The organism is Paenibacillus sp. PAMC21692 (assembly GCF_014303795.1).
GTDB classification, from domain to species: domain Bacteria; phylum Bacillota; class Bacilli; order Paenibacillales; family Paenibacillaceae; genus Pristimantibacillus; species Pristimantibacillus agaridevorans.
In genome coordinates this window covers 762,740-787,708 of sequence record NZ_CP060293.1, presented here as the reverse complement: position 1 = coordinate 787,708, position 24,969 = coordinate 762,740, and the positions used below count along the sequence as shown (strand labels likewise).

Below are 24,969 nucleotides of genomic sequence, written 5' to 3'. Positions count from 1 at the left end.
TGATTGGGCGAATCCCGCTCAATCGCGCGACCAGTCCCGCCGCAGCGAGAACAGCTCCCGCAGCGCATCCGTGGAAAGCTCGGTAATCCAGCCCTCCGAGCTGGAGATGACGTTGTCGCTTAGCTGCTGCTTGTTCTCCAGCATCTCGTCGATGCGCTCCTCGAGGGTGCCGAGCGAGATGAATTTATGCACCTGCACGTCGCGCGTCTGGCCCATCCGGTAGGCGCGGTCGGTCGCCTGGTTCTCGACGGCCGGATTCCACCAGCGATCGAAGTGGAAGACGTGGTTCGCCGCGGTCAAATTAAGCCCGACGCCGCCCGCTTTGAGGGAGAGGATGAATACGTTCGGCTGCTCGGACGGCGGAAGGTCGCGGGACTGAAACCGTTCGACCATCCGGTCGCGCTGCAACTTCGGCGTACTGCCGTTTAGGTACAGCACGGGCTCGCCCAGCTCGCGCTGCAGGACATCCCGGATCATCTTGCCCATGCCGATGTACTGCGTAAAGATGAGGCAGCGCTCGTCCGACTCGCGCAGCTCCTTGACCATCGCCAGCAGCCTCTCGAGCTTGGAGGAGCGGGCGACGATCGCCTCCGTCTGTAGCGGGCCATCCTCCGGCTCCGTTCCCGCATCCTCATCCAGCAAAGCCGGATGGTCGCATGCCTGCTTGAGCCGCGTCAGCGCTCCGAGAATCGCGCCTTTGCGCTGAATGCCGTCGAGCTTCTTCAGCTTCTCGAGCAGCTCCTTGACGCAATTATCGTACAGGGCAGCTTGCTCGGACGTCAGCGGAACATACGTCTTCATCTCGTTTTTGTCCGGCAGGTCGAGCTGGATGGCGGGATCCTTTTTTTTGCGTCGCAGCATAAACGGTTTTACTAGTTTCTTTAGCTCCGCCGTGCGACGCCCGTCCTGTTCGCGCTCAATCGGATTGGCGAACCGGTCCTGGAACGCCTTGGCGGTCCCGAGGTAGGTGGGCACGATAAAATCGTAGATCGACCATAGCTCCGCCAGCCGGTTCTCGATCGGCGTCCCGGTGAGCGCGATGTGATGGAGCGCGGGAAAGCTTTTGACCGCCACGGCCTGTCTGGTCCCGGCGTTTTTGATATTCTGGGCTTCGTCCAAACAGACGGCGCCCCATTGGAACCCGGCCAGCGTCTCTTGGTCGAGCGAGGCGGTAGCAAAGGAGGTCAGCACGACGTCAACGCTGCAGGCCTCTTGCCGAAACTCGTCGCCGCTCTTTCGCCCGGAGCCGTAATGCATCGCCACCCGAAGGGACGGGGCGAAGCGGGAGATCTCCTTCTGCCAGTTGCCGAGCACCGACGTGGGGCAGACGATCAGCGAAGGGAGCCGCATTCCCTCGTCCGCTTGCTCCTTGGCGTGGAGCAGATAAGTGATCAGCTGGACCGTTTTGCCGAGGCCCATGTCGTCCGCGAGACAGGCCCCAAGCCCGAAGCGGCGAAGAAAGGCCAGCCAGGCGAATCCATCCTGCTGGTAGCTGCGAAGCTCGGCGCGCAGACCGGCCGGCGGATCCAGTCGAGGCCATTCGCTCTGCTGGTTGATCTTGGCCATCAGCCCGGTCAAATGCGCGTTGAGCTCAACTTCGAGCTCAACGCGGGCCGCACCGGCCGCGGAAGTCTCTGCACCAGCGTCCGACGCCACGCCGTCCGCCTCGCTCTGCGAGAGCAGATGCAATTGCAGCACATCCTGGAAGCTCAGCCCCTGGCTCTTGTCCATGCCTTCCATCATGCGCCGGATCTGCGCGATCAGCGCCGGGTCGAGCACGATCCAGCGGTCCCGGAACTTCACGAGACGCTCCCCTCGCGCGAGCAGCTCGTCGAACTCCTGCTCGTTCAGGTCGGCGTCGCCGATGGAGATGCGCCAGTCGAAGTTCAGAATCGCTTCCAGTCCGAATAGCGACTTGCCGCGGCCGCGCTTCTTGGATTCGTCCTCCGACTGCACCGCCGCGCGCAACCGCGGCTTCTTGCGGCTGGCCGCTTCCCACCATGCGGGCAGCAGAACCTGCCAGCCGGCTTCGAGCAGTTGGCGGCTGTCTGCGTTGAGGAACCGCCAGGCCGCCTCGTCGTCAAGCGGCTTGCCGAGCACGTCTTCGCCGCGCGACAGCCGATCGTGCGGAAGGCTGGCTCGCAGCCGTTTCAGCCAACCGGCCGAGCGGCTGCGGATGGCTTCCGCCCACGCGTCGGGCCACTTGCCGGTCGCCTCGCCGCCGTCGCTGAGCCGCACTCTTCGGAGCGTAGCGGGATCGCTTTTGTCCTGCAGCACAAACCGCAGCCGCCAGCGGGGGTACTCGTCGCCCTCCCAAGGCTCGATCAGCTGCAGTAGGGGGCGGAAAGGCGCGACATCCGCTTTCCAGCCGATCTGCACGAGCCAGGACTCGGCATCGAGCCCCGCCGTCGCGGCACTCGCGTGCTCTCGCGCGAACAGAGCCGGGAACTCCCGGCGCAGCTCCGCCTCGTCCGCCTCCGTGCCGTAGTAACGGCACGTGACGGCCGCCGAGAAGGCTGCCTTCAGCCCGGCGCGCGCCTCATCGTTCCAGCCAGCGCGCTCCAGATCCAGCTCGTCGCGGCGAGCCTGTCCGAAGGTTGCGAGGGCCGCCGCCGCATCCCAGCTCCAATGCAGCGAGCCGCTGCGGTAAGCCGCCAGGTCGGGGGCGTACAATCTCTTCTCCAGGCACTCGCCCAGCAATGGAGCCAATGATGCCAAGCGCGCGGCATCGTCCTCCCATTTCCACTCGATATGCGCCAAGAGCGGCCCCGAAGCGAAGAAGGCGATGACCTCTTCGGCGGGAAGCACGACGGCCTCGAGCTCCCCGACTTTAACGACCTCCAGCTCGGTGCCGTAGAAGGACGGCTCGTGCCAGGCGAACAGGCGATGCTTGAGTTCAAGTCCGGTCCACTCCCGAAGCGAATCCGGGTCCGCGAAGAACAACGCGTCGCCATGCGACGTCAACATCATCCGAACCGACAGGGTATCCATGTTTAAGGTAGCCGATGTCATGGAATCAGCCCTCCTTTCCGCAGCTCTTCCTGAAGGGCCCGCAGCCTGCTATGCCGACCCGCGAATGTCTCGATGTACGTTTCCCACCGCTGCTCGCGCTTTAGCTTCTTGTACAGCTTGGCCAGCCGTTTGAGCAGCTTGACCGCCCGCTTGTAGCCGTCGCGGTTTTTCTGCAACACGTATCTCTCCACGCCTTGGTGGTAGAAAGGCAGCAGCGCTTCCGGCGCCTCCTTCTCGATGGGCTGCAGATCCTTCGCTCGAAAGCCGAACGGATCGCTGCCGTGGCTAAGCTGATAATCGATCCACTGCCGTGAGCGGCCATAGCGCATCAATTTCTCCACGTACAGGCTGCTGCAGTAGGGAGGCAGGCTCGCGAGCGCGCTCCACATTCGTTCCTCGGCCTCTGGCAATACTTCGACGACGGCATCCCAGTAGCGTCCATATTCGCCAAGGCTGCGGGGGCTGCGCCCGACTTGCTCATTCGCGCAATGGCTCAGCCAGGCTTCAAGCCGGATCCAATTGCCGCTCTTCTCCAGCAGGCGCAGAAAACGGAACACCTGCTCAAGCTCTAGCCCATGCCGCTCCGCCGCTCCGAGCAGCCGCCAAGCCTGTTGATCCTCTTCCAGCCAGAAGTGCATCCAGGCGCGGGCGACGAGCGGGAAGAGCCCATTACCTTTGCTCGATCCACTGCCAAACGTTGCGCCGACGTCTGCCGCCGACCTTGCATGGTTTCTCAATTCCCCGTTCTGCGCAGCGTTTGCCGTTTCCACGGCTTCGGTCAGATGCGCCAGCTCCTCCTGGAGGAGACGATGGCCTTCCGCCTTTGACGAGATGAGGGAAATCCACAGCTCGGCGTAGATATCCAGATAGAAGGGTGGTGTCCATGCACGCCCGAGCGCCGTTTCGCGCATGTACGCGGTCGTCTCCAGCAGTCGCCCCGTTTGCTTGACCGCAACCTCCGGCAGCAAGCCGCTATGGAGGTGACTCTCGAGCGCATGAACCGTCTCGGATACAGCCATTTGGGCGGAGTAGCTTAATTGGCGGCCGTTCGCTTGCTTGCCGAGCAAGAATAGCAAGGCGTTTAGCTCGAATAGCCAGGCCTCCTCGGGCGTCATTTCCGACATGAAGGGGCGCATCTTGGAGCGCACCTCGATTCCATAGTTCCTTTCGTACTGGCTGCTCGCCGCTTCCCGGGCGCAGCTGGCGATCAGCTCCTGCCACTGGGCAACGCTTAGCTCGGTCATTCGATTGGTCTCCATTTTCGTCATGATGGCGGATATTCCTTTCTAGAGCTTGGCCGCTCGTAAATCCATTCCTCCATTATAACGATAAATGGTTAAGATGGCATACAGCCCAACGGATAAGCTTTCCTTATAATGGAGATAAGCCTCATGTACTCCAACGAAATCGTAAGGGGGTGACGGTCATGATACCGACCCAAGAATTAGAAGGGCTGGCGGCAGAGATTGCCGGCGCGGGATTCGGTATGCGGCTATGCGGGCCTGGCTGGCGGAAGCGGCAGAGTAAGGGCAAATAAGGGTGAAGTAGGGGCGTAGGCGAATCGGGTTTCGCTCAGCCGGAGTAGATTGGGATATTAATGGAGGAGGGATACGGATGATCGTCCTGAAAGATATAGGGAAATTCGAGCAACTGCCGGAAATCGCGATGCACATTTACAAAGGAGAGATACCGGCTCTACAGGCTGCCATTGCGGCTGGCTGGAATATCGAAGAGGGTATCGCCCTTAGCAAACACACGACGCTGAGCCCGCTCGATCTGGCGCTTGTATCGCAGAAATTCGAGGTCGTAAAGCTGCTGGTGGAACATGGCGTCAACCTGAATGTCCATCATAACCCGGCTTTCCTGCGAGCCGTTCGCTACGGCAAGGAGGACGTCGTTCGTTACCTTGCGGCGCACGGTGCCAAGATGGACAAGCCCAATCACACGGGGTCGGGCGCTTATTCGCAGGCTTACTATGGCAACAAAAGCCATATTCCGCTTATTCATGAGCTGGGATTGGATATTCGGGCGCATGGCGGTCCCGTCTTGCGTCAAGCCGTGTCGGACCATGATTATAAGACGCTAACGTACCTGCTCGACCAGGGCGTGGACATCAATTACAACAAAGCGGATATGGTCTATCCTTATCAAGCGACTCCGCTAACCGTGGCCGCGCGCATGGGAGCGATGGACATGGTCAAGTTTCTAGTGGAACGAGGCGCGGACGTCACGATAGCGGAGAAAGACGGCGAGAGGCCGTATACGATCGCGGTCAGCAATAAGCAGGCAGCCATGGCCGACTATTTGAAATCGCTGGAGCCCGCCGATTTTCATAATGCCGCTAACAAGCAGCTGGCGCTTAAAACGTACAAACTATCCGGCGAGCTGGTCGACTTTCTTACAGGGGACAAGCTACGCCTGGAGCTGGCGCCAAATGAATATGACATTCGATATATCGACTTTTTTGCATGGATCGATACGATCGAGATGAAAGTCGGCAAGCAAAAGCTGCTGCGTCTATCGGCCGACATCGACAATTACTCCGACCTGCAGCTGGTGTGGAACCCGAAGACCAAGGTTCTGGGCTGTTATGACGTGGAGCACAAGACTTACTCGGATTTGTGCAGCTTCTCCGACTTCCTTGCGAAGCCCGAGGATTACCTCATCAGGTTTATGGAGGGATCTATATAGACTCCGGCTTGTCGGACTTAACAAACCTTCTATCCTATTCGTAGGCCTCCAAGCCGGTGAGCACCTTTAACGGAGGGTGAAATCAATAAAAAGAAAAGAACCTGATAAAATGATCAGGTTCTTTTCTTTTTATTGTACATAAACAGGACACGATGATATAATCAAATTACAACTTTTTTAGAAATTCGCAAAATAATCGCATCTTATACTCTAAATGTACCATGCCGGCAAACTCTTGTCAAATGTTTTTTCTAAATTTAATGGTTAGGAGAGATGTTGATTGAGTTCTTTGGTTCTGGGTTTTCAGGAAATGGAGAAAACGCAGCTTTCGCACGTTGGAGGAAAAGGGTTAAATTTAAGGGAATTATCTAAAATTCAAGGAATACAAGTGCCTGAAGGGTTTTGTGTTACGACAGAAGCTTATCAAAAAGCCATCAAACAAAATGAAACGTTGCAATCCTTGTTGGATCAACTATCACGGCTAAATGCAGGAGATCGAGATCTAATTGCTGAGATCAGCAGGAAGATTAGACAAATCATTATGGAAGCAGAAATTCCTTCCGATGTTGTGAAAGCTGTTGCTCACTATCACACCCAGTATGGCGATAAACATGCTTATGCCGTGCGTTCTAGCGCGACGGCCGAAGATTTACCGCATGCCTCGTTTGCTGGTCAACACGACACGTATTTAAATATTGTCGGAGTAGAAGCCATATTGGAACATTTACGCAAATGTTGGGCTTCCCTATTTACGGATCGTGCGGTAATTTACCGGATGCAAAACGGATTTGACCACAGTCAAGTTTATTTATCCGTTATCGTACAAAGGATGGTTCTGCCACAGGCTTCAGGGATTTTATTTACAGCTGATCCGATTACTTCTAACCGTAAGTTGCTATCGATCGATGCCGGTTTTGGACTTGGAGAAGCACTGGTTTCCGGCTTGGTATCTGCCGATTGTTATAAAGTAAAAGAAGAAGAAATCGTCGATAAGATGATAGCAACCAAGAAATTGGCTATCTATGGACTAAAAGCCGGAGGAACAGAAACCCGGCAGATCAATCCCGATCAGCAAAAGATACAAACACTTACTGATCGGCAGATTTTGCAACTGGCACGTACAGGAAGACAGATCGAAGCATACTTTGGTTGCCCGCAAGATATCGAATGGTGTTTGGTTGATGATACATTTTATATTGTCCAGAGTCGTCCAATCACTACTTTGTACCCGATCCCTGAAGCGAATGATCAAGAAAATCACGTCTATGTATCTGTCGGTCATCAACAAATGATGACCGAGCCCATGAAACCATTGGGGCTGTCTTTTTTCCTCTTGACGACTCCTGCCCCTATGCGGAAAGCTGGAGGAAGATTGTTTGTTGATGTGACAAATCAATTGTCTTCATCTGAAAGAGAAATTTATTTAAAGGCCTTAGGGGAATCTGATCCACTCATAAAAGATGCACTGATGACCGTTATAGAGCGTGGAGACTTTATAAAGGTGTTATCAAATGATAAAAAAGAAATAGGTTCCAAGAAAAGCAACAACGGTATGGCGTCTTCAGGTTATCAAGCACAAATCGAACACGATCCGACAATCGTTTCTGATTTGATTAAGAGTAGTCAATCATCAATCGAAGAGTTAAAACATAACATCCAAACGAAATCAGGATCAGATTTATTTGATTTTATTCTAGAAGATATCCAGCAATTAACGAAGATTTTATTTGACCCCAAAGGTTTAGGCGTGATTATAGCTTCTATGGATGCTTCAACATGGATCAATGAAAAAATGAACAAGTGGTTAGGTGAAAAAAACGTAGCAGACACGCTGTCTCAATCTGTACCCAACAATATTACTTCGGAAATGGGTCTGGAGTTGTTGGATGTTGCAGATGTGATTCGTCCTTTTCCAGAAGTAATTCATTATTTACAGCATGTAAAAGATGATAACTTTTTGGATGAATTGGTTAAGTTTAAGGGTGGACGGGAAACCCAAGAGACCATGATGGCTTATCTCAACAAATATGGCATGAGATGTGCTGGTGAAATCGATATCACTAAAACTCGTTGGTGTGAAAAACCAACTACTCTTATTCCCATGATTCTCAATCACATAAAAGAATCTGAGTCTGGTTCAGGCAAACGGAAATTTGAACAAGGGCGACAGGAAGCTCTGAAAAAAGAACAAGAGATATTAGATCGATTGGAACAACTCCAAGATGGCGAACAAAAAGCCAAAGAAACAAAACAAATGATCGACCTAATTCGGAATTTCATTGGTTATCGTGAATATCCAAAATACGGCATGATTAATCGCTACTTCGTTTATAAGCAGGCATTATTGAAAGCAGCCGAACAACTCGTACAAGCGGGAGTTCTTCATGATAAAGAAGATATATACTATCTCGCTTTTGAAGAACTTCGCGAAGTGGTACGCACAAATAAACTTGATTACCAGATCATCAGCAAACGTAAAGACGAGTATAAATTATATGAAAAACTAACTCCCCCGCGTGTTATCACCTCTGATGGTGAAATCATTATGGGTAAGTACAACCGAGAAAATCTCCCAGCCGAAGCGATTGTAGGCTTGCCCGTTTCATCCGGAGTGATAGAAGGACGAGCACGTGTTATCCTAAATATGGAAGAAGCAGATCTGGAAGATGGAGATATATTAGTTACCTCCTTTACAGACCCTGGCTGGACACCATTATTTGTATCCATAAAAGGACTTGTCACCGAAGTTGGTGGACTGATGACCCATGGAGCAGTGATCGCACGTGAATATGGCTTACCAGCTGTTGTCGGAGTGGATCATGCCACCAAACTGATAAAGGATGGACAACGAATTCGCGTGCATGGAACAGAAGGATATATCGAAATATTGTAGTGCAGCGGCGAAAAATGTGAGTGGCAAAGAGCCGGCCGTATCGTTTCTATGGAAGGAGTTTTTCGATGATCGGAGTAAATATATAACGTATAACCTCTAGTCCCAAAGCCCGAGGTCCTCCATATGTATGCAATCTATATTGTTATACAAAAATCAATATTTCGGGGCAAGAGTATTTGCTTATTGGATTGGCAGACCGAATGATCTGATTGATATCTTATCCGGTAAGGACCTATATCCGAATACGGATGTGATCGTTCTTTGCTTCCATGGCGATGAAGGCCAATTAATCATGCCGGAACTGGACGAAAGTGTCTATGAAACCGGAGAACCCAAGGGTGACTTTGGACCGGAGGAGATCAGACGTTTTGCCAATCTGGCGGAGAAAACAGTAATCAGCAACGGATGCTCATTGGGCGAACGAGAGACTGCACAAGCATTTCTCGACAGTGGTTGCGAAGTCTATATCGGGCCAGATGATTATCCAGACGGAAATGACGCGCTCATGTTTGTTCTGAGGTTTTTCTACGACCTCATTTAGAACAAACGAAGCGTCAAGGAAGCTTTCCAAAACGCCAAGTCTCTGGACACGGGTATGGATATGTTTCAATTATATGAAAAAGAGCAGCAGTCTATCGGCTGAAGCAAGAATACAAGTCATTTCATGAATTCAGGGCATTCCATATCGGGGTGCCCTGATTTTTTGTCTTCAATAAAACGTACTGAAATCTGCCACAAGTGTTTGGCCTTGGAGATGATACGATGAACCGTATACGATCGCGGTCACCAATAAGCAGGCAGCCATGGCCGACTATTAGATTTGTGTTGAAATCCAAGTAAACATCGATCGTATACAAGAAGTTGACGCCCAGGCCACCCTCGTAGAAGACAAAGGACCACCGGGTGTTCTCCAAAACGACAAAATTTCTGTACAAATGCCAATGATGAATTATTATTCTATATAACAGGTTGTGAAGTGATCTACCCGGGGGGAGAGTATACATGCAGAAAAATGGGCTAGGGAAACCAAGTGAACGCGCAATACATAGGATTGCCGCGATTCCCGCTCGATTTGGCAATGCGATTAGGAGATCCAGAATACAAAACCGGCTGATTGTTTCTTTTCTCTTTTTGTCAATCGTGCCTTTAACGGTTAGTGGGTTTGTTTCCTATCGGGATTCCAGTGCCGCAATCCATAACAAGATCAGTACCTATTCGACCGAAGTTACAGCCCTGTTGACACAAGTGGCGAGAGTGGAAACCAAAAAAATTGAAGTGTTGGCCGATCAGTTCATGATGGATGCAATCGTGCAAGACGGCTTAGAACGTGTAGATGAACTGACCGATAAGGTGAAATGGGACTACTCGTTAATGTTGAACCAAATGCTCCGCGAAAAATATTCGCAATTAAGCAATATCAGTATGTTCCAAATTCGCACAAATGATAATCAGGTTTTCTACGATGTGGGATACGATTCCTTCTCGGATCAAGTGATCGAGCGCTTCATCCGATTGACAGAAGCACGCCAAGGTATGGACGTCTGGACTTACGCACAAACCAGACTTGGCAAAGACACAATTGTTTTCGTCAGGACCATACATGCAAGAGACTATTCCCTTAAGAAATTGGGCGTTATGATCATCGCCTTTGACGAAGCGTTATTTATGAAACAAACCTATAGGAATATCAACATGGGAGAAGGCGCCGACATTTTTATCATGGACGCCAAGGGGGTTATCATTTCGAGCGACAACACGGCGATTCCTATGGGAGAGAAATACGGAGACATAATTTTGAAAGGTATTGAAGAAGATCGCCGCCTTAGCAAGCCCAGTTACGTTTTTAGTATGCACAATGGTGAAGGCAGAGACAGCTCCCTTGTATCCTACTCTTATGATTTCAGCACGGATTGGTTTCTCGTCAGTACGATACCATACGCGTATCTGAATGCGGAATCGCGCCAAATGGCTCATAACATTGTTATGGTTGGTCTTCTCTGCTTGCTCGTAGCGTTGTTACTGACGTTTATTATATCTCGCAGCGTCTCGACACCGGTCAATCATCTCGTCTCAAACATGAGACAGGTAATGGAAGGTAATTTTGCAGTAAATATACGCGATCAAGGCAAAGATGAAATCGGTTACATGGCTGCTACGTTTTCGAAAATGCTCAAGCAGATTCGTTCCTTAATCGAGCAAAATCGCCAAGAGCAGAAAATGAAGCGTGAAATTGAGTTGAAGATGCTTCAGGCACAAATTAACCCCCACTTTTTGTTTAATACATTGAGTTCGCTGAAATGGACCGCCGTGTTGTCTCAGGCCGTAGTCGTCAGCGAAGGGCTCGGCGCGTTAGCGGAATTGCTAAGACATACCATTATTAACAAAAAGGAGACCATAACACTAGCCGAGGAATTGAAAAACATAGAATCATACGTCGTAATTCAAAAGATCAGATATGGCGATTCGTTTGATGTCGAATTTGAAATTGACGAGCAAGTGCTTAACGGAAGGGTACTCAAATTCATGCTGCAGCCCATTGTTGAAAATGCCATTATCCATGGTATGGATGGGATAGAAGTGGACGGAAAATTGAAGATTATTTGCTCTGGGGAGGGGCAAAATTTAAAAATTCTCGTTCAGGATAATGGTCAAGGGATGGACGAGCTTGAGCGGCAAAGGTTAGAGGGAAATGATGCAAAGAAGCTGTCGGGTATTGGCATATCGAATGTGCAGGAGCGCATACGGCTCCATTATGGCGACGATTACGGCATACACATCGACAGTAAGATTGGAGAGGGGACGGTTGTTGCCATCACCATTCCATTGCGATTAGAGGAGGACCCACATGCTTAAAGTATTAATCGTGGAAGATGAGAAAATTGCGAGAATTGCGATGCAAATGATCATACCTTGGGAGGAACATGGATTTCGGCTGCTTGATGCGGCTTCTGATGGGCGTAAGGCGTTATTAGCAGTCGAAAAGGATACGCCCGATATCTTGTTCACAGACTTGCAAATGCCGAAGATGAACGGAATCGAACTGATCCGGGCGCTAAAAGAACGCGAGTTTGCGGGGAAAATAATTGTATTGAGCAACTACGATGATTTCGAATTCGTTCGTACCGCGCTAACGATGGGCGTGATGGATTATTTGTTGAAACTGACGTTGCAGCCGGCTGCATTGATTGGATTATTGAACAGAGCCAAGGAGGAATTGTTTCGGGAAAAAAAGCAACTGGAGCAAGCATTGAAATCTGAGATAGCGAAGCGCGAAAATCTTAACTTTTTGAAGACAAATGCCTTGCGTAAGATGTTGCTCGAAAATGACGATGACACCAAGACTGCCTTGGCGGAAGCTGAACGAATGGGTGTCGGGCTGCGAGATGTCCCCAGACTCCCCATGTACATAGTCATTGACGGTTATGCGAAAGCCCTATCGACGGGTAAGCTCAAAGACACGCAGTTGCTTTCTTATGCCGTCGTCAACATCGTCAAGGACGTGCTGAACGGACAAGGACATACCGAAATTGTGGAGTTAAGCAGGAAGGAGCTGTTCATTTCCGTATTTCAGCTCGAAGGACATATAGCGGATGAAGCATTCCAGGCCAACGATCGTCTGTCGCGTACAATTGCCAAAATGTTGCGGCAATATCTTGAATTGCAGGTCAGTATTGTACACGGGCAGCTTTGCATGACGTTAAGCGAGTTGCGCGATACGTTTGCCGAGTGCAGGGAAGCGGCGGAATTTCGATTCTATGATGGAGAGGGCGTCATCATGGACGCTCGTACAGCAGTAAGGAGCCTCGGCACATGGAAGCGTGGGGCTTACTCGCAGATGCTTCGGGATATCAAGACTGTGGTAGACCGCGGGGATGCATCCCAGGGCAGGATATGGTTTGAAGGCGTTATGCTAGAGGCAAAACGGGGAAGAGCGCACCCTCGGGAAGTCAAACTTTACATTCGTACTCTGTTCGAAGAGTTGGAAAGTTTGGCGGTCGAGGGGGATGAGCAGTTGGCGGCGGAATGTAACGCATGGCAGTCTCAGGTTTCTGAAGCGGAGACTTTTGAACAATGTTTCGCCATAGCCATCGCGTTTATGGAACGAATCACGAATGGGTTATCTTCGTTGAAAGGCCGGTCCTATCGCAAGGAAATAAAGCAGGCTATTGATTTTGTTCAATCCAATTTGTCGCAAAAAATCACATTAGGCAGGGCAGCTCGGGAAGTCAATATGAACGAGGCCTATTTCTCAAGGCTGTTTAAGTCGGAGACGGGAGTGAATTTCGCCCAGTTCATTATCGAGCGGAAGATGGAGAAAGCATACGAATTGCTCCTCGACCCGGATGCCAGAGTCAAGGATGTTGCTGTTGCGGTAGGTATCGATGATCCATTTTATTTCAATAAGCTGATGAAAAAGCATTTTGGTCGCAATCCGTCCGAAATCATGAAGCAGGCGCGAGGCAAAGACAAGTAGAGAGATTACAGGTTTAAGTAGAGACGCTCCATGTTTGCGGGCAAGGTGCCTGTATTATGATTAACATGTTCAAACATACAATCATAAACGGAGGTCATGCAATGAGAAACTGGACGTCGAAAGCATTGAAAACCATTTGTTTGCCGTTGTTGAGTATCGCCCTGCTGGCAGGGTGCGGGAACAATGGGGTGACACCTTCACCGAGCGTAGAACCTACTGCAGCCCTTACCCCAAACGAAGCGACGACACCGGAGTCCACTCAAAAGCAGTTTGAGAATCAGGAACTGACAGTTGCCGTATTTGAAGGTGGATATGGCAGAGCTTACTGGGATGCTGTAGTAGAACGCTTTAAGGCCGATTATCCGGGCGTTGTCATCAATTTGATTTCGAATCCGAAAATTATGGACGCCATCAAAGCGCAGATTGTTGCGGGTAACCCACCGGACGTCATCTACACTTCGCCGGACGAAAACACGGGAACAATCAAATCGTTGCTCAAAGAAGGCGGTTTGCTGGAGCTGGATGATCTGTTCGAAAGCACGGCGTTGGATAACAATGCGCCCCTGAAGGATAAAATTATTCCGGATATTCTTGAATACTCCAAGCCCTTAGGTGATGGGAAAATCTATTATGCTCCTTTTTATATGTCGACGCTCGGCCTCTGGTACAATCAGACGCTGTTCGCAGAAAAAGGCTGGGGAGTACCGAAGACGTGGGATGCGTTCCTTACATTAGGCGAGACGGCGCGCAGCGAAGGAAGATCATTGTTCACCTATCAGGGGATTTACCCTGGATACAATGATTCTGTCATTTTGGCATCTATTGCTTCCGCTGGAGGTATGGAAGCGTTAGACAACATCAGCAATTACGAAGAAGGCGCCTTCAAATCGGATGCCGTACTTAAAACATTTGGCGTGTATGACGATATCGCGAAAAAAGGCTACTTGATGCCCGGAACCGTCGCGCTGAATCATACGCAAGCGCAAACGGAGTTTATGCAAGGCAAAGCGCTTTTTATCCCAAATGGCAACTGGTTTGAAAACGAGATGAAGGACGCTCCGAGAGAGGAAGGTTTTGAGTTTGGATTTTTGGCTCCGCCTGCATTTGAGCCCGGTGGACAACAGTACGCCCAAACAAGTTTTGAGGCGCTTTTTATCCCGGCCAAGGCGAAAAATCCGGAATTGGCGAAAGAATTTATCAAGTATCAATACAACGATGCGATTGTTGAATTGAATGCTGAGAAATCGTTTGGCGTATTAGCGGTGAAGAACGGCGCAGAAATGGCCAAACCATTTATTCCGGAGTCGGTGTATAACTCGCTTAAAGTGTTCGAAGAGGGTGTCAAGCCACTCATTTTCCAATGGAAAGTCGCGCCCAAAACGGAGATCGTGATCGGCGATGAAATTTACAATCCGATTACCGATCTGATGAATGGCAATATTACGGTGGACGAGTGGACGAATCGAATAGAGAAAGCGACAGCCAGGCTGAGAGACGCAATCAGCAAATCGAAATAATAGGTGAATTATGGATAAAAAACGAAATGTGCTATTTGTGGCAATATGTTTATTGCCGACGATTGCGTTATTCGGAACATTTTCCGTATATCCTTTCGCGCAAGCGCTGCTTATGGCGTTTTACGATTGGAGCGGCGTGACGGACAATCGTGTATTTGTTGGTTTTGAACATTTCAAGGTCATGTGGAATGATCGTATCGTCTGGATTGCCTTGAAGAATAATCTGTTTCTTCTATTAATAGTACCCTTGCTTACCATGTCGCTTTCTTTGCTCTTTGCCGTGGTGTTAACACGCAAGCAACTGAAGGAAAAAATGTTTTATCGTACGGTGTTTTTTTTCCCCAATGTGCTGGCGCTTGTCGTAATTTCTATCCTGTGGTCATTTATTTATCATCCGACGTTCGGGATTCTCAACTCGATCCTGGAGGCCCTTGGTTTGGAGCAGTGGGTACAAGCCTGGCTGGGTCAATCGGATACGGTGTTATGGGCGATCGCCATGCCCATGGTTTGGCAGGCGGTCGGCTACTATATGATTATTTATATCGCCGCAATCGAAGGCGTTCCGACCCATTTGTATGAATCGGCATTGCTTGAAGGGGCAACCGAAGTGCAACGGTTTTTCTTCATTACGTTACCGCTCATCTGGGACATTATTCGGATTACCATTGTATTTTTTTTGTCCGGCGTATTTACCGGGGTGTTTGTTTACATCAATATTATGACGGCGGGCGGTCCCAATAATGCTTCTGAAGTATTGATGACCTACATGTATAAACAGGCGTTCTCGAATGGGAACTACGGCTATGGTATGGCGGTTGGCATCTTGATGTTGCTTGTAACGATCACCCTTACGCTGCTCGCCGACAGATTGACGAAAAGAGAATCGATACAATACTAAGGCAGGTACTTAAGATGAAAGAACGGAAACAGATGAGGAAGATCACATCCATACTGACCCGTATTCCGCTGGTTTTGTATAGTGTCGTCGTGTTATATCCTCTTGTATGGACAGTATTTTCTTCTTTCAAAACGACAACAGAGTTTTATGCAAGCCCGTTTTCGTTCCCGACCGTGTTCGACTTCACGAATTATGTTAAGGCATTTACGGAAGCGAGTATCGGGAGCTATATGTGGAATTCCGTTGCGGTATCCGTCTTCGCGATTCTCTTATGCAACGGATTTGCGTTTACCGCGGCATATGTTCTCGTCCGTTATACGTTCCCTTTCTCTGGATTATTGAAACGAATCTTCATGTCTGCGATGTTTATTCCGATTGCATTCAGCATCATCCCATTGTTCATGATGTTGAACCAAATTCATTTGCTGGACAATCGATTTGGGCTTGTGCTGGTGTATGCGGCAAGTGCGATTCCGTTCACTGTTTACCTGATGACCGGATTTCTGGCTTCGATTTCAAGGGAGTATGAGGAAGCCGCCCGAATGGACGGCTGTAATAACTTTGGCGTGTTGTTTCGAATCATTGCTCCAATGGCTCGTTCCGGACTCATTACAGTCACGATTTTTAATTTCATGACATTTTGGAATGAGTACATCATGGCCTTGTCTTTCATCTCTTCCGAAAGCAAGCGAACATTGACGTTAGGCATCGCTTTCCTGATGGAAGTGCAGCGTTATGCGACCGACTGGGGAGCTCTATTTGCAGGATTGGTTATCGTCATGATTCCGACGCTGGTCTTGTATGCCTTGCTGCAACGGAAGATCACTTCGGGGTTAAACATGGGCGGGCTGAAAGGGTAGGAGGCATGGAATCAGTGAAGTGGTTAGGACAGTGGATATGGGCGGGTCAAGATGACCGCCCTGTCAATGAACGGGTTTGTTTCCGGAAATCGTTTCAATTGGAAGAGACAGACGACTCTGCAAAGGCAAAGCTGCACATCACAGCAGATTCTCGCTATCGGTTATGGTTCAACGGGAATCTGCTTGGCGAGGGGCCGATTCGCTCGTCGACTGCACACTGGTACTTTGATACGTATGATGTGAGCCATCTGCTACAAAAAGGCGATAACCTGATCGCGATTGAAGTATGGCATTTCGGCCATTCCAATTACCAGTACATCGAGGCGCGTGCCGGGTTGCTAGCGCAGCTCGAGATCCATCGCCGCTTCGACACGGTGTTGATTGGCAGCGACAAGAGCTGGAAAGCGATGAAGAACGAAGGATACCGGAAGCATACGGTCAAACGAAATGTCAACTTGGGTTGGATGGAACATTACGATGCGCGCGATTGGGATGAAAAATGGATCAACCTTGCCTTTGACGACGCGGAGTGGCCCTTGACCGCAGCTATCGGATCCGCAGGTATGCTGCCGTGGGGCCTGCCGCGGCCCCGGGATATTCCGCTCATGTCGTCATGGGAGCAACATCCGAGTCAAATTGTCGAATTACGAGAAGTTGTTCCGGTTAAACGTGTCGTTACCGTCAACGCAAGAGACAATTTCTACCCCGATGCAAGAGATGCCAACGCTCGGGTATTTAGCGGTTTTCTGGTCACGGCGATTGAGGTTTCGGAGTCGATCTCAGGCCGGATTGCTTTTCCCAGTCACAAGTGGAATGGTGTGTACGGCGATGTAATCATTGGGGGCGTACGATACGCGCTCGATGACAGCAACAGAGAATTTGTGATTGACTTGTCGATCGGTTTCCATTTGATGATGATAGAGATTTGCGGCGTGCATGATGATTTGTTTTGCCACATCCTCTTCGATTTTCCTATCCGGGTGAAGCTCGCACATCCGCTGCTCCCTCCGGATAGCGCCGGCGATACGGTATTTGTGACGCTTGGACCTATCGAACAAACGATACCGGTCGCCGATGGCGTTCAGCCTGTGTATGGCGGTGTGGAAGACAGCGGCTTGAATCGGGCTCATCACCGTCTGAAGGAAATAGCAACTTGTCGCAACGTGAAAGCGTTTTCCAAATACGTGAATGAGACCCAGGACGTTCCATCATTTAACGTTATGGACGACGAATACGTGTTTGCGCTTCTAACGTCCAAGACCATTCTGAAGAGGCGGCCACTTCTGTGGAGCGATGGCCGCATGCTTCGAGCGCCGGGTGAGGCGCTCCGAATCAAGGCTTCCGATCCGGGCGTCGATCTTGAGCTGATCATCGATTTCGGCGAAATCACGATTGGCAACGTGGCATTCGAAGTCGAGGCGGAACCGGGGGTGACGATAGACGGTTATGGCTTCGAAAGTATGGTTCGGGGGGAAATGGAATTTACGGAGGGTCTGAACAATAGCTTCCGGTACGTGACAAAAGCAGGCGTGCAACCATACAGAACGGCAACGAGGTTTGGCTTTCGCTATTTGATGTTGACGTTTCGGGGACTACGGAATGACGTGTCGCTGCGGGAGGTCCGCGTATGCAGAACGAGCTTTCCGGTGTCGGAGGAAGGAAAATTCCGCTGCTCGGATTTGATGCTGAACGAAATATGGACGATCAGCCGCAGGACGCACCTGCTTTGCATGGAGGATACTTTCACGGATTGTCCGACGTACGAACAAGTATTTTGGGTAGGAGACAGTCGAATTAGCGCGTTGTCGAACTACAGCGTATACGGTTCCTACGATCTCGTGCGCCATTGCCTGGAGCTTGTTCCGAGGTCGGGTGAACGTAGCCCCCTGCTGGCTGCCCTTTATCCTACCGACTGGGAAGCAGCCATACCGTTCTGGACGTTCAGTTGGGTCATTGCGTGCCGCGAATACGTCATGTACTCAGGCGATACGGCATTCGAAGAGACTAACTACCCCCAACTGAAGAAAATCGTGCAAGCCTACCTTGCTTTCGTAAACGAGAAGGGGTTATTCGACATTAGCGCCTGGAATTTTCTCGATTGGGCGAAGCTGGACGTGCCCTATGCGGGGACGGTAACAGCCTATCAGGCCATGCTCGCTTATTGCTGCAAATTGGTTGGCCAAATGGCGGGAGATAGAGGCGAGGAAGCGGACAAGCAAGCGTTCGATGCCCAATACTGCAGGCTTAAGACGTCTCTTCGAGAACATTTATGGGATGCCGAAGCCGGCAGCTACTTCGACGGCCTGGACCGTCAAGGAGGCGTATCGAAGACAAGAAGCATGCAAACGCATTTGCTTGTATACTTGTCGGACTGCGTTACCGAAGACATTTCGGACATTGTGGCGCAGCGTTTGCTCGACACGCCGGGAGAGTGGGTTAACGTCGCTACGCCGTTTATGGCTTTTTATTATTGCGAAGCAATGAGGAAGCTTGACCGATTGGATCGCGCTCTTGCCATGATTCGCAAGCAATGGGGAGGCATGGTGCGATACGGAGCCACGACCTGTTGGGAGACGTTCCCTCATGCGCTACCGAATCGCTTGACGCGGAGTCACGCGCACTCGTGGTCTGCTTCACCCGCCTATTTGTTCGGAACGACTCTGCTAGGTATCGAAATGGAAACGTCTGGCTTCAACGCTATCCGGGTGTGTCCGCCTGACACGGATCTGGAATGGGCGGAGGGGGCAATACCTACGCCGCATGGCCGGATCGAAAGTTATTGGAACAAGGCGGATAAAGCGATGGAAGTGCGACTTCCCGATTCGATCCTCGTGACCGTAAAGGATAACGTTGGCTGGGACATTCGGATTTATCGAACCAACTGAAGGCATTATTGATTCCATTATATCGAAAAGGAGAAGTTGATGATGTTTAAGCGGTTAATAAGGAAAGCAAGTACCTGTCTACCGATTCTTCTGTGCGCGGCGCTGGTCATGGGCGACCTGTCCGGCGTTACCCGGGCGCAAGCTCAACCTCAAGCTCAACCGCAATCCCCGATAATTGCCGGCGCTTCGGAAGACAAGTGGCCGGTGACGGCTACGGTTACCCAGGAGAAGGGCGGTCCTGTACTTCGGATCAATGGCGAGAAGCAATTGCCAATCTTTCTGTATGGTTACACTGGGAATATGGCAAGACCCAAGCTGGAAGATTTATATTCGACCGTTTCCAAATCGCAGTCCATCAACCGGCATATGTACGTGACGTATAACCATTTGCAGGATTTTGCTACAAACATCGAAACAACGAATCGCGTGCTTCAGAACGATCCGGATGCCCATTTTATTTTCCGTATCGACTTGGGCGGGAATCATACCAATTTTGCAGGCTACAACAATTTGCCTGCCGATTTCCCCGATGACGAATGGGCAATATCGCATAATGGACTGAGCAACAAGGATGTCTACAATGGTTGGCCATCCGTCACCTCGCCTACTTGGAGAACGCATATGCGCGGATTGGTGGACCAATACATGGACTGGTTGAAAGAGCAGTCTTATGCGGATCGCGTCATCGGGTTCCAGATCATGTTTATGGAATCCGGCGAATGGGTTCAGGCCAATGTAGGCGAGCGCGCTTATGACGATTACAGTCCGTATATGGTGAAGGCATTCCAGGATTGGCTGGAAGCGGAATACGGCAATGAGGCCTCATTGCAAGAGGCATGGAAAGACGAAGAAGTCACGTTTGCGACAGCTGAAATCCCGACAAAGGCCGAGCGTGATTTTACCGGCGACGGCTACTTTTTCGATACGGTTCATAATAGTGCCCAAGCGTTGGATTACAAATTGTTTTATCAGGATGTAGTCGCGGAAGCGCTCATATATAGCGCGCGATTGTTCAAGGAAAAAACGAACTATCAAGCGCTTGTAGGGGCGATGTATGGTTACACTTATATTTATTCGCAATGGCTGACTCCTTCCAATACGGGTGCCTTCGCAGTGGACAAGGTGATGGCTTCGCCCTATATCGATATGATTTCGACACCTGTCGACTACGATGACCGGCATCCCGGCAGTGGCGCCAGCTATAATCATTCGGTGGACACCATAATGGCTAACGGCAAGTTGTTTATTGAGGAAATTGACCATCGGTCGCATTTGAGCGCGTCGGATGCGGGTTTCGGCAGAACAAACACCTTGGATGAAACGATTACTTCGCTTCGGAATTATTACGTGCGTGCACTGGTAAGGGGACACGGTTTTTATTGGATGGACTTGACTGCCCAGGGATGGTTTAATGACGATGCGTTATGGCAGGATATGGAGACTCTGGTGTCAGCCTATGCCAGCGTCAATCTGAATCGGGATGACAACGCCTATTCGCCGCAGGTAGCGTTGATTATTGACGAAGACAATCATGCGTATAAGGAAACCTCGGGCAACACGACGTATTTCGGCATTGTGCAGCAAAAGTATCAACTACGTTCATTGGGCATCAGCTACGGACTGTATTTGCAAAAAGATTTGGACAAAATCCCTTCGTCCGTGAAGGTATATCTATTCCCAGCCTCCTGGCATGTGGACGCGTCCAAAAAAGCCCAGCTTGACGCATTAAAGAAGGACGGCAACGTGTTGATCTTTGTTCGGGCGCCCGGCTATATTAACGAAACCAGTCAATCGGCAGAGAACATCAGCGAATTGATTGGCATGACCGTCAAAAAAACAGCCATGACTGAGGTGACCACAGATATTGTCAACCCGACCGACCCGGTTGTCATGGATAATCTGTATTTCAACTCGCATGGCGTGTCATCGTTTGGAGCTGGCCGATTTGGTCTCAAGCCGGCTGAATTTTTTACACCATCCTTCTATGTAGACGATCCTGCCGCCGCGACGATCGGCACGTATTCGGGTAGCACCTACGCATCGTTTGCCCGCAAGGACATGGGAGACTGGACTTCCATCTTCAGCGGATCGTTCCTAATTCCAGGCGCGTATCTCAAAAATATTATCGAAAATATTGCGGGACTGCCTGCGTACGCCGTAGACGGCAAAATAAGTCCTTATCTGGATTTGGTCGGCAATGCAACGCAACCCAACGACACCATCGCATCTTACGAAACGGTTGTCGCCTATACAGGCGGAAGCAGAGGAAATAAGCGCGTTTCGCTTCCATTCGCAAGCCATGTCGTAGATACGCACAATCGGAAAACGATTGGTTCCGATTTGTTCTCTTTCGAATTTTTCAGCGAAATGCTCCAAAATCACCTGTTTACGGTCATACCTGGCAAAGTAGAAGATACGCCTGCAAGTGATCAAGAGGTCGTATTGAATGGCGCTTGGGTCAATACCGGGGACAGCCTTCTCTCCGCTACGCCCAATGACAGCCTCACCTTTGCCTTTGACGGGAAATTTGTTTCTGTTATTGCTGACGGCGGTCCTGATCGAGGTTGGTTGGGGGTGGAAATCGATGGTCTCACGTATCCCCATATCGATTTGTATGAAGCCCAGAATGAAATCGGCAATGAATATGTGTTGGCGCAAGAACTGCCGGAGGGTAGCCATACCGTTCGTCTGACGGTATTGAATCGCAAGGATCAACGTTCCTCCGGGTACGGTGCATCAGTGCGCGCGATTCGCACGCTGGCCCCGCCGGAACTTCCGGAAGAGGCGGACAAGATTTTCCCGGATACCCGAGCGCTAGGCAATGATGCGACAGGTGCGCAGTTCCAAGCGTCCGATACCGATGAAGAGTTGGGCATGACGTTTAAGCCGACCTTCAGCAGCACCGTAACGGATGTGCGGATGTATGCGCCGGCCGATACGGATGCGGTTCATCGCGTTTCTATTTGGGAGCATGCGTCCGGCGCCCTGGTAAGCGGTCCTTATAACTGGGAGCTTGTCACTGAAGACGCCGGTTGGCAAACCTTCAAGCTGCCGGCACCGCTTAGCGTCACAAGCGGGAAAACGTATACGGTATCGGTGAGCGCTCCTGAAGGCTACATGGCAGGCGGTCCGATCGACGAGCCGGTCAATCCCTATATTAGCGGTTTGCAGGCGGTTCGAGGAGATGCGGGTCAACGGCCGACAGTAAACGAAAACACAAACTTCTTCAGGGATGTAGTGCTTCGTATCCCCAATGAATTATCTATGATGTACGATCAGATTCCGGTTACTTTGGATGCAGCGGATTCCATTCCTTTGAATTTGGGTACCGCGTTTTCATCGGATTTGAACGGTGCTGTAACAAAAGTGAAAATCTATGTGGGCAAAAACGAAGGCGGAACGCATGCCGTAAGATTCTGGGATGCTGAAACCGGACATTTGCTTGCAGGCCCATATGCCTGGGAGCTAACGCCCGATCCGGTGAGAGACGATCGCCTTTGGGCGATTAGCGGCGGAGCTTTTGCCGGCGGATACGGCTCGGATGGCAGTGGCAACACCATGCCGGGCAATAGTCCGTTTTTGGTGAACAACACATTGAGTTATCTCCGGGATGTCGTCATGGAATACGATGACGGAGGGCAAATCGAAGAAGTGAGCATGTATGAAGACATTGACGCGACAAAAATAACCTTCGGCGCCGACGAGCCGTTATTTTACGGAAGTATTTTTGAACCGAAAGTAGACGGGAAAATTACGAAAATCCGCATGTATGGCGAAGAGATGGATGCAGGACGCCGTCATGTAAAAATCTTTGATTATAACAGCAAAAACGTGCTTTACAGTGGGCAATGGGATATTCCATCGGGCACGATGGGATGGAAAGAATTTACCCTGGACACGCCACTGAATGTAACCGCAAATACAAAATATGTGGTTTCCGTACCAAGCGGCACGGCCGGCAGACGGGCGACAATGACGGTAGCCCCGGGCGGGACCAATGCGCAGGGATGGAAAGAGTTCCATCTACCGGTATCATTTCCAGTCGTGGCCAATAAACGTTATGTCGTTTCCGTCGATACCAGCTCCGATCATTATTTCTCATCCACTCCAGGATCGCTGGCCGGTGGCAGAAAGATTGGTCCATTAAATCTCGAGGAAGGGCGTTTCAGCGGCGCTCTCGGTGTTATGCCGTCTTTGGGGGGCGGACTGGGCAACAACTACTTCCGGGATATCGTGTTTGATACGACGTTGCAGAGCAGCTTGCTTACGGAGCTCCCGGAAGAAGTGGCGCGCGACGAGATGCAACTGGAGCTCGGAATCAAATTTAGAACGGACGAAGATGGTTTTATTACGGCGGTACGCCTATTTACATCGACCGAAGAAGGCGGAGATCACATGGTTCGCCTTTGGAACGCGGAGACTAACGAATTGATGGCCGGGCCATTCGTATGGGATGTTGAGCGCGGCGTGTCAGGTTGGCGCGAGTTCCAACTGCCTGTCCCCGTCCCCGTAGAAAGCGGGGTAGAGTATACCGCTTCGGTTAGCAGCAGCGCGGACTACTACTACAGCATTACACGCGGCGCGTTTGCCAACGGCGAAATTTCATACGGCGGCGTTACCGCGATTAGGAATGTGTTATCCACAACGTTGGGCGCACAGCCTACGGGCTTTACGGATATTAACTTTTTCCGCGATGTCGTGTTCAAATCGGTAGGCTCGGACGCTCATCGCGCGTTAAGCCATTATCAACGGACCGGCAACGTGTATGCGGCCGTGGAGGATGGAGGCATTCTGGCGCATTCGGCCTTCTACGATAAAAATCCGGATCACGCTACGCCTGTTCAGGTGCCGCTGGATATGAAAAACAATAAGTTCCTAACTGTGCGGGACGACAAACACAGCTTGCAATACAATCGTGATTTTACCGTGGGCGATGAAGGGGTCACGATGACGGAAGCCTATCTGAATACGCTGGATGTCGGCGCGAATAAATTGTATTTTGTGTATAAATACGGTCCAAGCGCAGCGTTTGATCTCACGATCAGCGATACGCGGCCGATTCCGCCTACAACTCTGCCAACGGATCGGCCAACCAGTCCGGTCGAGACAACCAGGCCAGTAGAGACAATCAGACCAATCGAGACAGCCAAGCCTACGGAGCCGACTGAACCTGGACCTGCTCAACATATGCCGGCCGATTCAGTAAACAACTGGGCCAAAGAAGCAATTGCCAAGTTGGCTGCGGCGGGGGCGCTCGTACTGGATGCGGAAGGCAACTTCAAGCCGAATCAAATCGCTACCCGCGCCGAATTTGTGGATATGCTGGTGAAGACGCTTGGTTTGCCCGCAGGCAAACAAACGGCTTCATTCGCGGATACAGAAGGGCATTGGGCGGAATCGACGATTGCAACCGCGACGAAACTTGGATTTATTAAAGGCTACAATGCCGAGTCTTTTGGTCCGGAAAATGTGATCAATCGTGAAAGCATGGCGGTGGTGCTGGGGCGAGTATTGGATTTGAGGCTGGACGCCGCGTTGGATCAAGGGATCCGATTCACGGATGAAAACAAGATTTCGTCATGGGCGCTGGTATTCGTTAAAGCTACGTCCGGGCTGGGGTTGGTCAAGGGTTATCCGGACGGCACGTTCCAAGGCAAGCGGGCGTTATCCCGCGCGGAGGCGGTCACGATCATTGATCGGCTCGAAACGTATCTCACAAAACGATAGATGTAGGAGGAA

At 50.7% G+C, this 24,969-nt stretch carries 11 protein-coding genes and 1 pseudogene; 10 read left to right on the top strand and 2 right to left on the bottom strand.

Annotated features, from left to right (window positions below):
- Nucleotides 1–18 precede the first annotated feature (18 nt).
- Both H7F31_RS03060 and H7F31_RS03055 read right to left on the bottom strand, forming a co-directional pair.
- Nucleotides 19–3,012 carry a DEAD/DEAH box helicase gene (locus H7F31_RS03060; RefSeq protein WP_187103001.1) on the bottom strand — a complete coding sequence of 998 codons (2,994 nt, stop codon included), beginning with the start codon at nucleotides 3,010–3,012 and terminating at the stop codon, nucleotides 19–21.
- Nucleotides 3,009–4,280 (bottom strand): cytochrome P450 family protein, encoded by a 1,272-nt coding sequence (locus H7F31_RS03055; protein ID WP_187103000.1) that lies wholly within the window; start codon nucleotides 4,278–4,280, stop codon nucleotides 3,009–3,011. Before H7F31_RS03055 ends, H7F31_RS03060 begins: the two co-directional genes overlap by 4 nt.
- Before the next feature lie 346 nt (nucleotides 4,281–4,626).
- On the opposite strand from H7F31_RS03055, the gene H7F31_RS03050 reads away from it, so the two are divergent.
- The 10 genes and pseudogenes from H7F31_RS03050 to H7F31_RS03005 all read left to right on the top strand — a co-directional run bounded on the left by H7F31_RS03050 (nucleotide 4,627) and on the right by H7F31_RS03005 (nucleotide 24,957).
- Complete coding sequence (locus tag H7F31_RS03050) at nucleotides 4,627–5,703, top strand: ankyrin repeat domain-containing protein (protein ID WP_187102999.1); 1,077 nt, start codon at nucleotides 4,627–4,629, stop codon at nucleotides 5,701–5,703.
- Nucleotides 5,704–5,983: 280 nt separating this feature from the next.
- On the top strand, nucleotides 5,984–8,596 hold the full coding sequence (gene ppsA / locus H7F31_RS03045; protein ID WP_187102998.1) for a phosphoenolpyruvate synthase: 2,613 nt from the start codon (nucleotides 5,984–5,986) through the stop codon (nucleotides 8,594–8,596).
- Nucleotides 8,597–8,750: 154 nt separating this feature from the next.
- A pseudogene (locus H7F31_RS03040) lies at nucleotides 8,751–9,239 on the top strand (delta-aminolevulinic acid dehydratase); the annotation flags it as partial.
- Nucleotides 9,240–9,598: 359 nt separating this feature from the next.
- The gene (locus H7F31_RS03035) at nucleotides 9,599–11,449 is read left to right on the top strand and encodes a sensor histidine kinase (protein ID WP_187102997.1); all 1,851 of its coding nucleotides are present in this window, start codon (nucleotides 9,599–9,601) and stop codon (nucleotides 11,447–11,449) included.
- On the top strand, nucleotides 11,442–13,070 hold the full coding sequence (locus H7F31_RS03030) for a response regulator (RefSeq protein ID WP_187102996.1): 1,629 nt from the start codon (nucleotides 11,442–11,444) through the stop codon (nucleotides 13,068–13,070). The genes H7F31_RS03035 and H7F31_RS03030 overlap by 8 nt, the downstream gene beginning before the upstream one ends.
- Nucleotides 13,071–13,171: 101 nt before the next feature.
- Nucleotides 13,172–14,587 carry a carbohydrate ABC transporter substrate-binding protein gene (locus tag H7F31_RS03025; RefSeq protein ID WP_187102995.1) on the top strand — a complete coding sequence of 472 codons (1,416 nt, stop codon included), beginning with the start codon at nucleotides 13,172–13,174 and terminating at the stop codon, nucleotides 14,585–14,587.
- Nucleotides 14,588–14,597: 10 nt separating this feature from the next.
- Nucleotides 14,598–15,485, top strand: coding sequence for a carbohydrate ABC transporter permease (locus H7F31_RS03020; RefSeq protein ID WP_187102994.1), 888 nt, complete (start codon nucleotides 14,598–14,600; stop codon nucleotides 15,483–15,485).
- A gap of 14 nt (nucleotides 15,486–15,499) precedes the next feature.
- Nucleotides 15,500–16,345 carry a carbohydrate ABC transporter permease gene (locus tag H7F31_RS03015; protein ID WP_187102993.1) on the top strand — a complete coding sequence of 282 codons (846 nt, stop codon included), beginning with the start codon at nucleotides 15,500–15,502 and terminating at the stop codon, nucleotides 16,343–16,345.
- A 14-nt stretch (nucleotides 16,346–16,359) separates the two neighbouring features.
- Nucleotides 16,360–19,230, top strand: coding sequence for an alpha-L-rhamnosidase-related protein (locus H7F31_RS03010; protein WP_187102992.1), 2,871 nt, complete (start codon nucleotides 16,360–16,362; stop codon nucleotides 19,228–19,230).
- Nucleotides 19,231–19,272: 42 nt separating this feature from the next.
- Nucleotides 19,273–24,957, top strand: coding sequence for a DUF4082 domain-containing protein (locus H7F31_RS03005; protein WP_187102991.1), 5,685 nt, complete (start codon nucleotides 19,273–19,275; stop codon nucleotides 24,955–24,957).
- The last annotated feature ends 12 nt before the right edge of the window (nucleotides 24,958–24,969 follow it).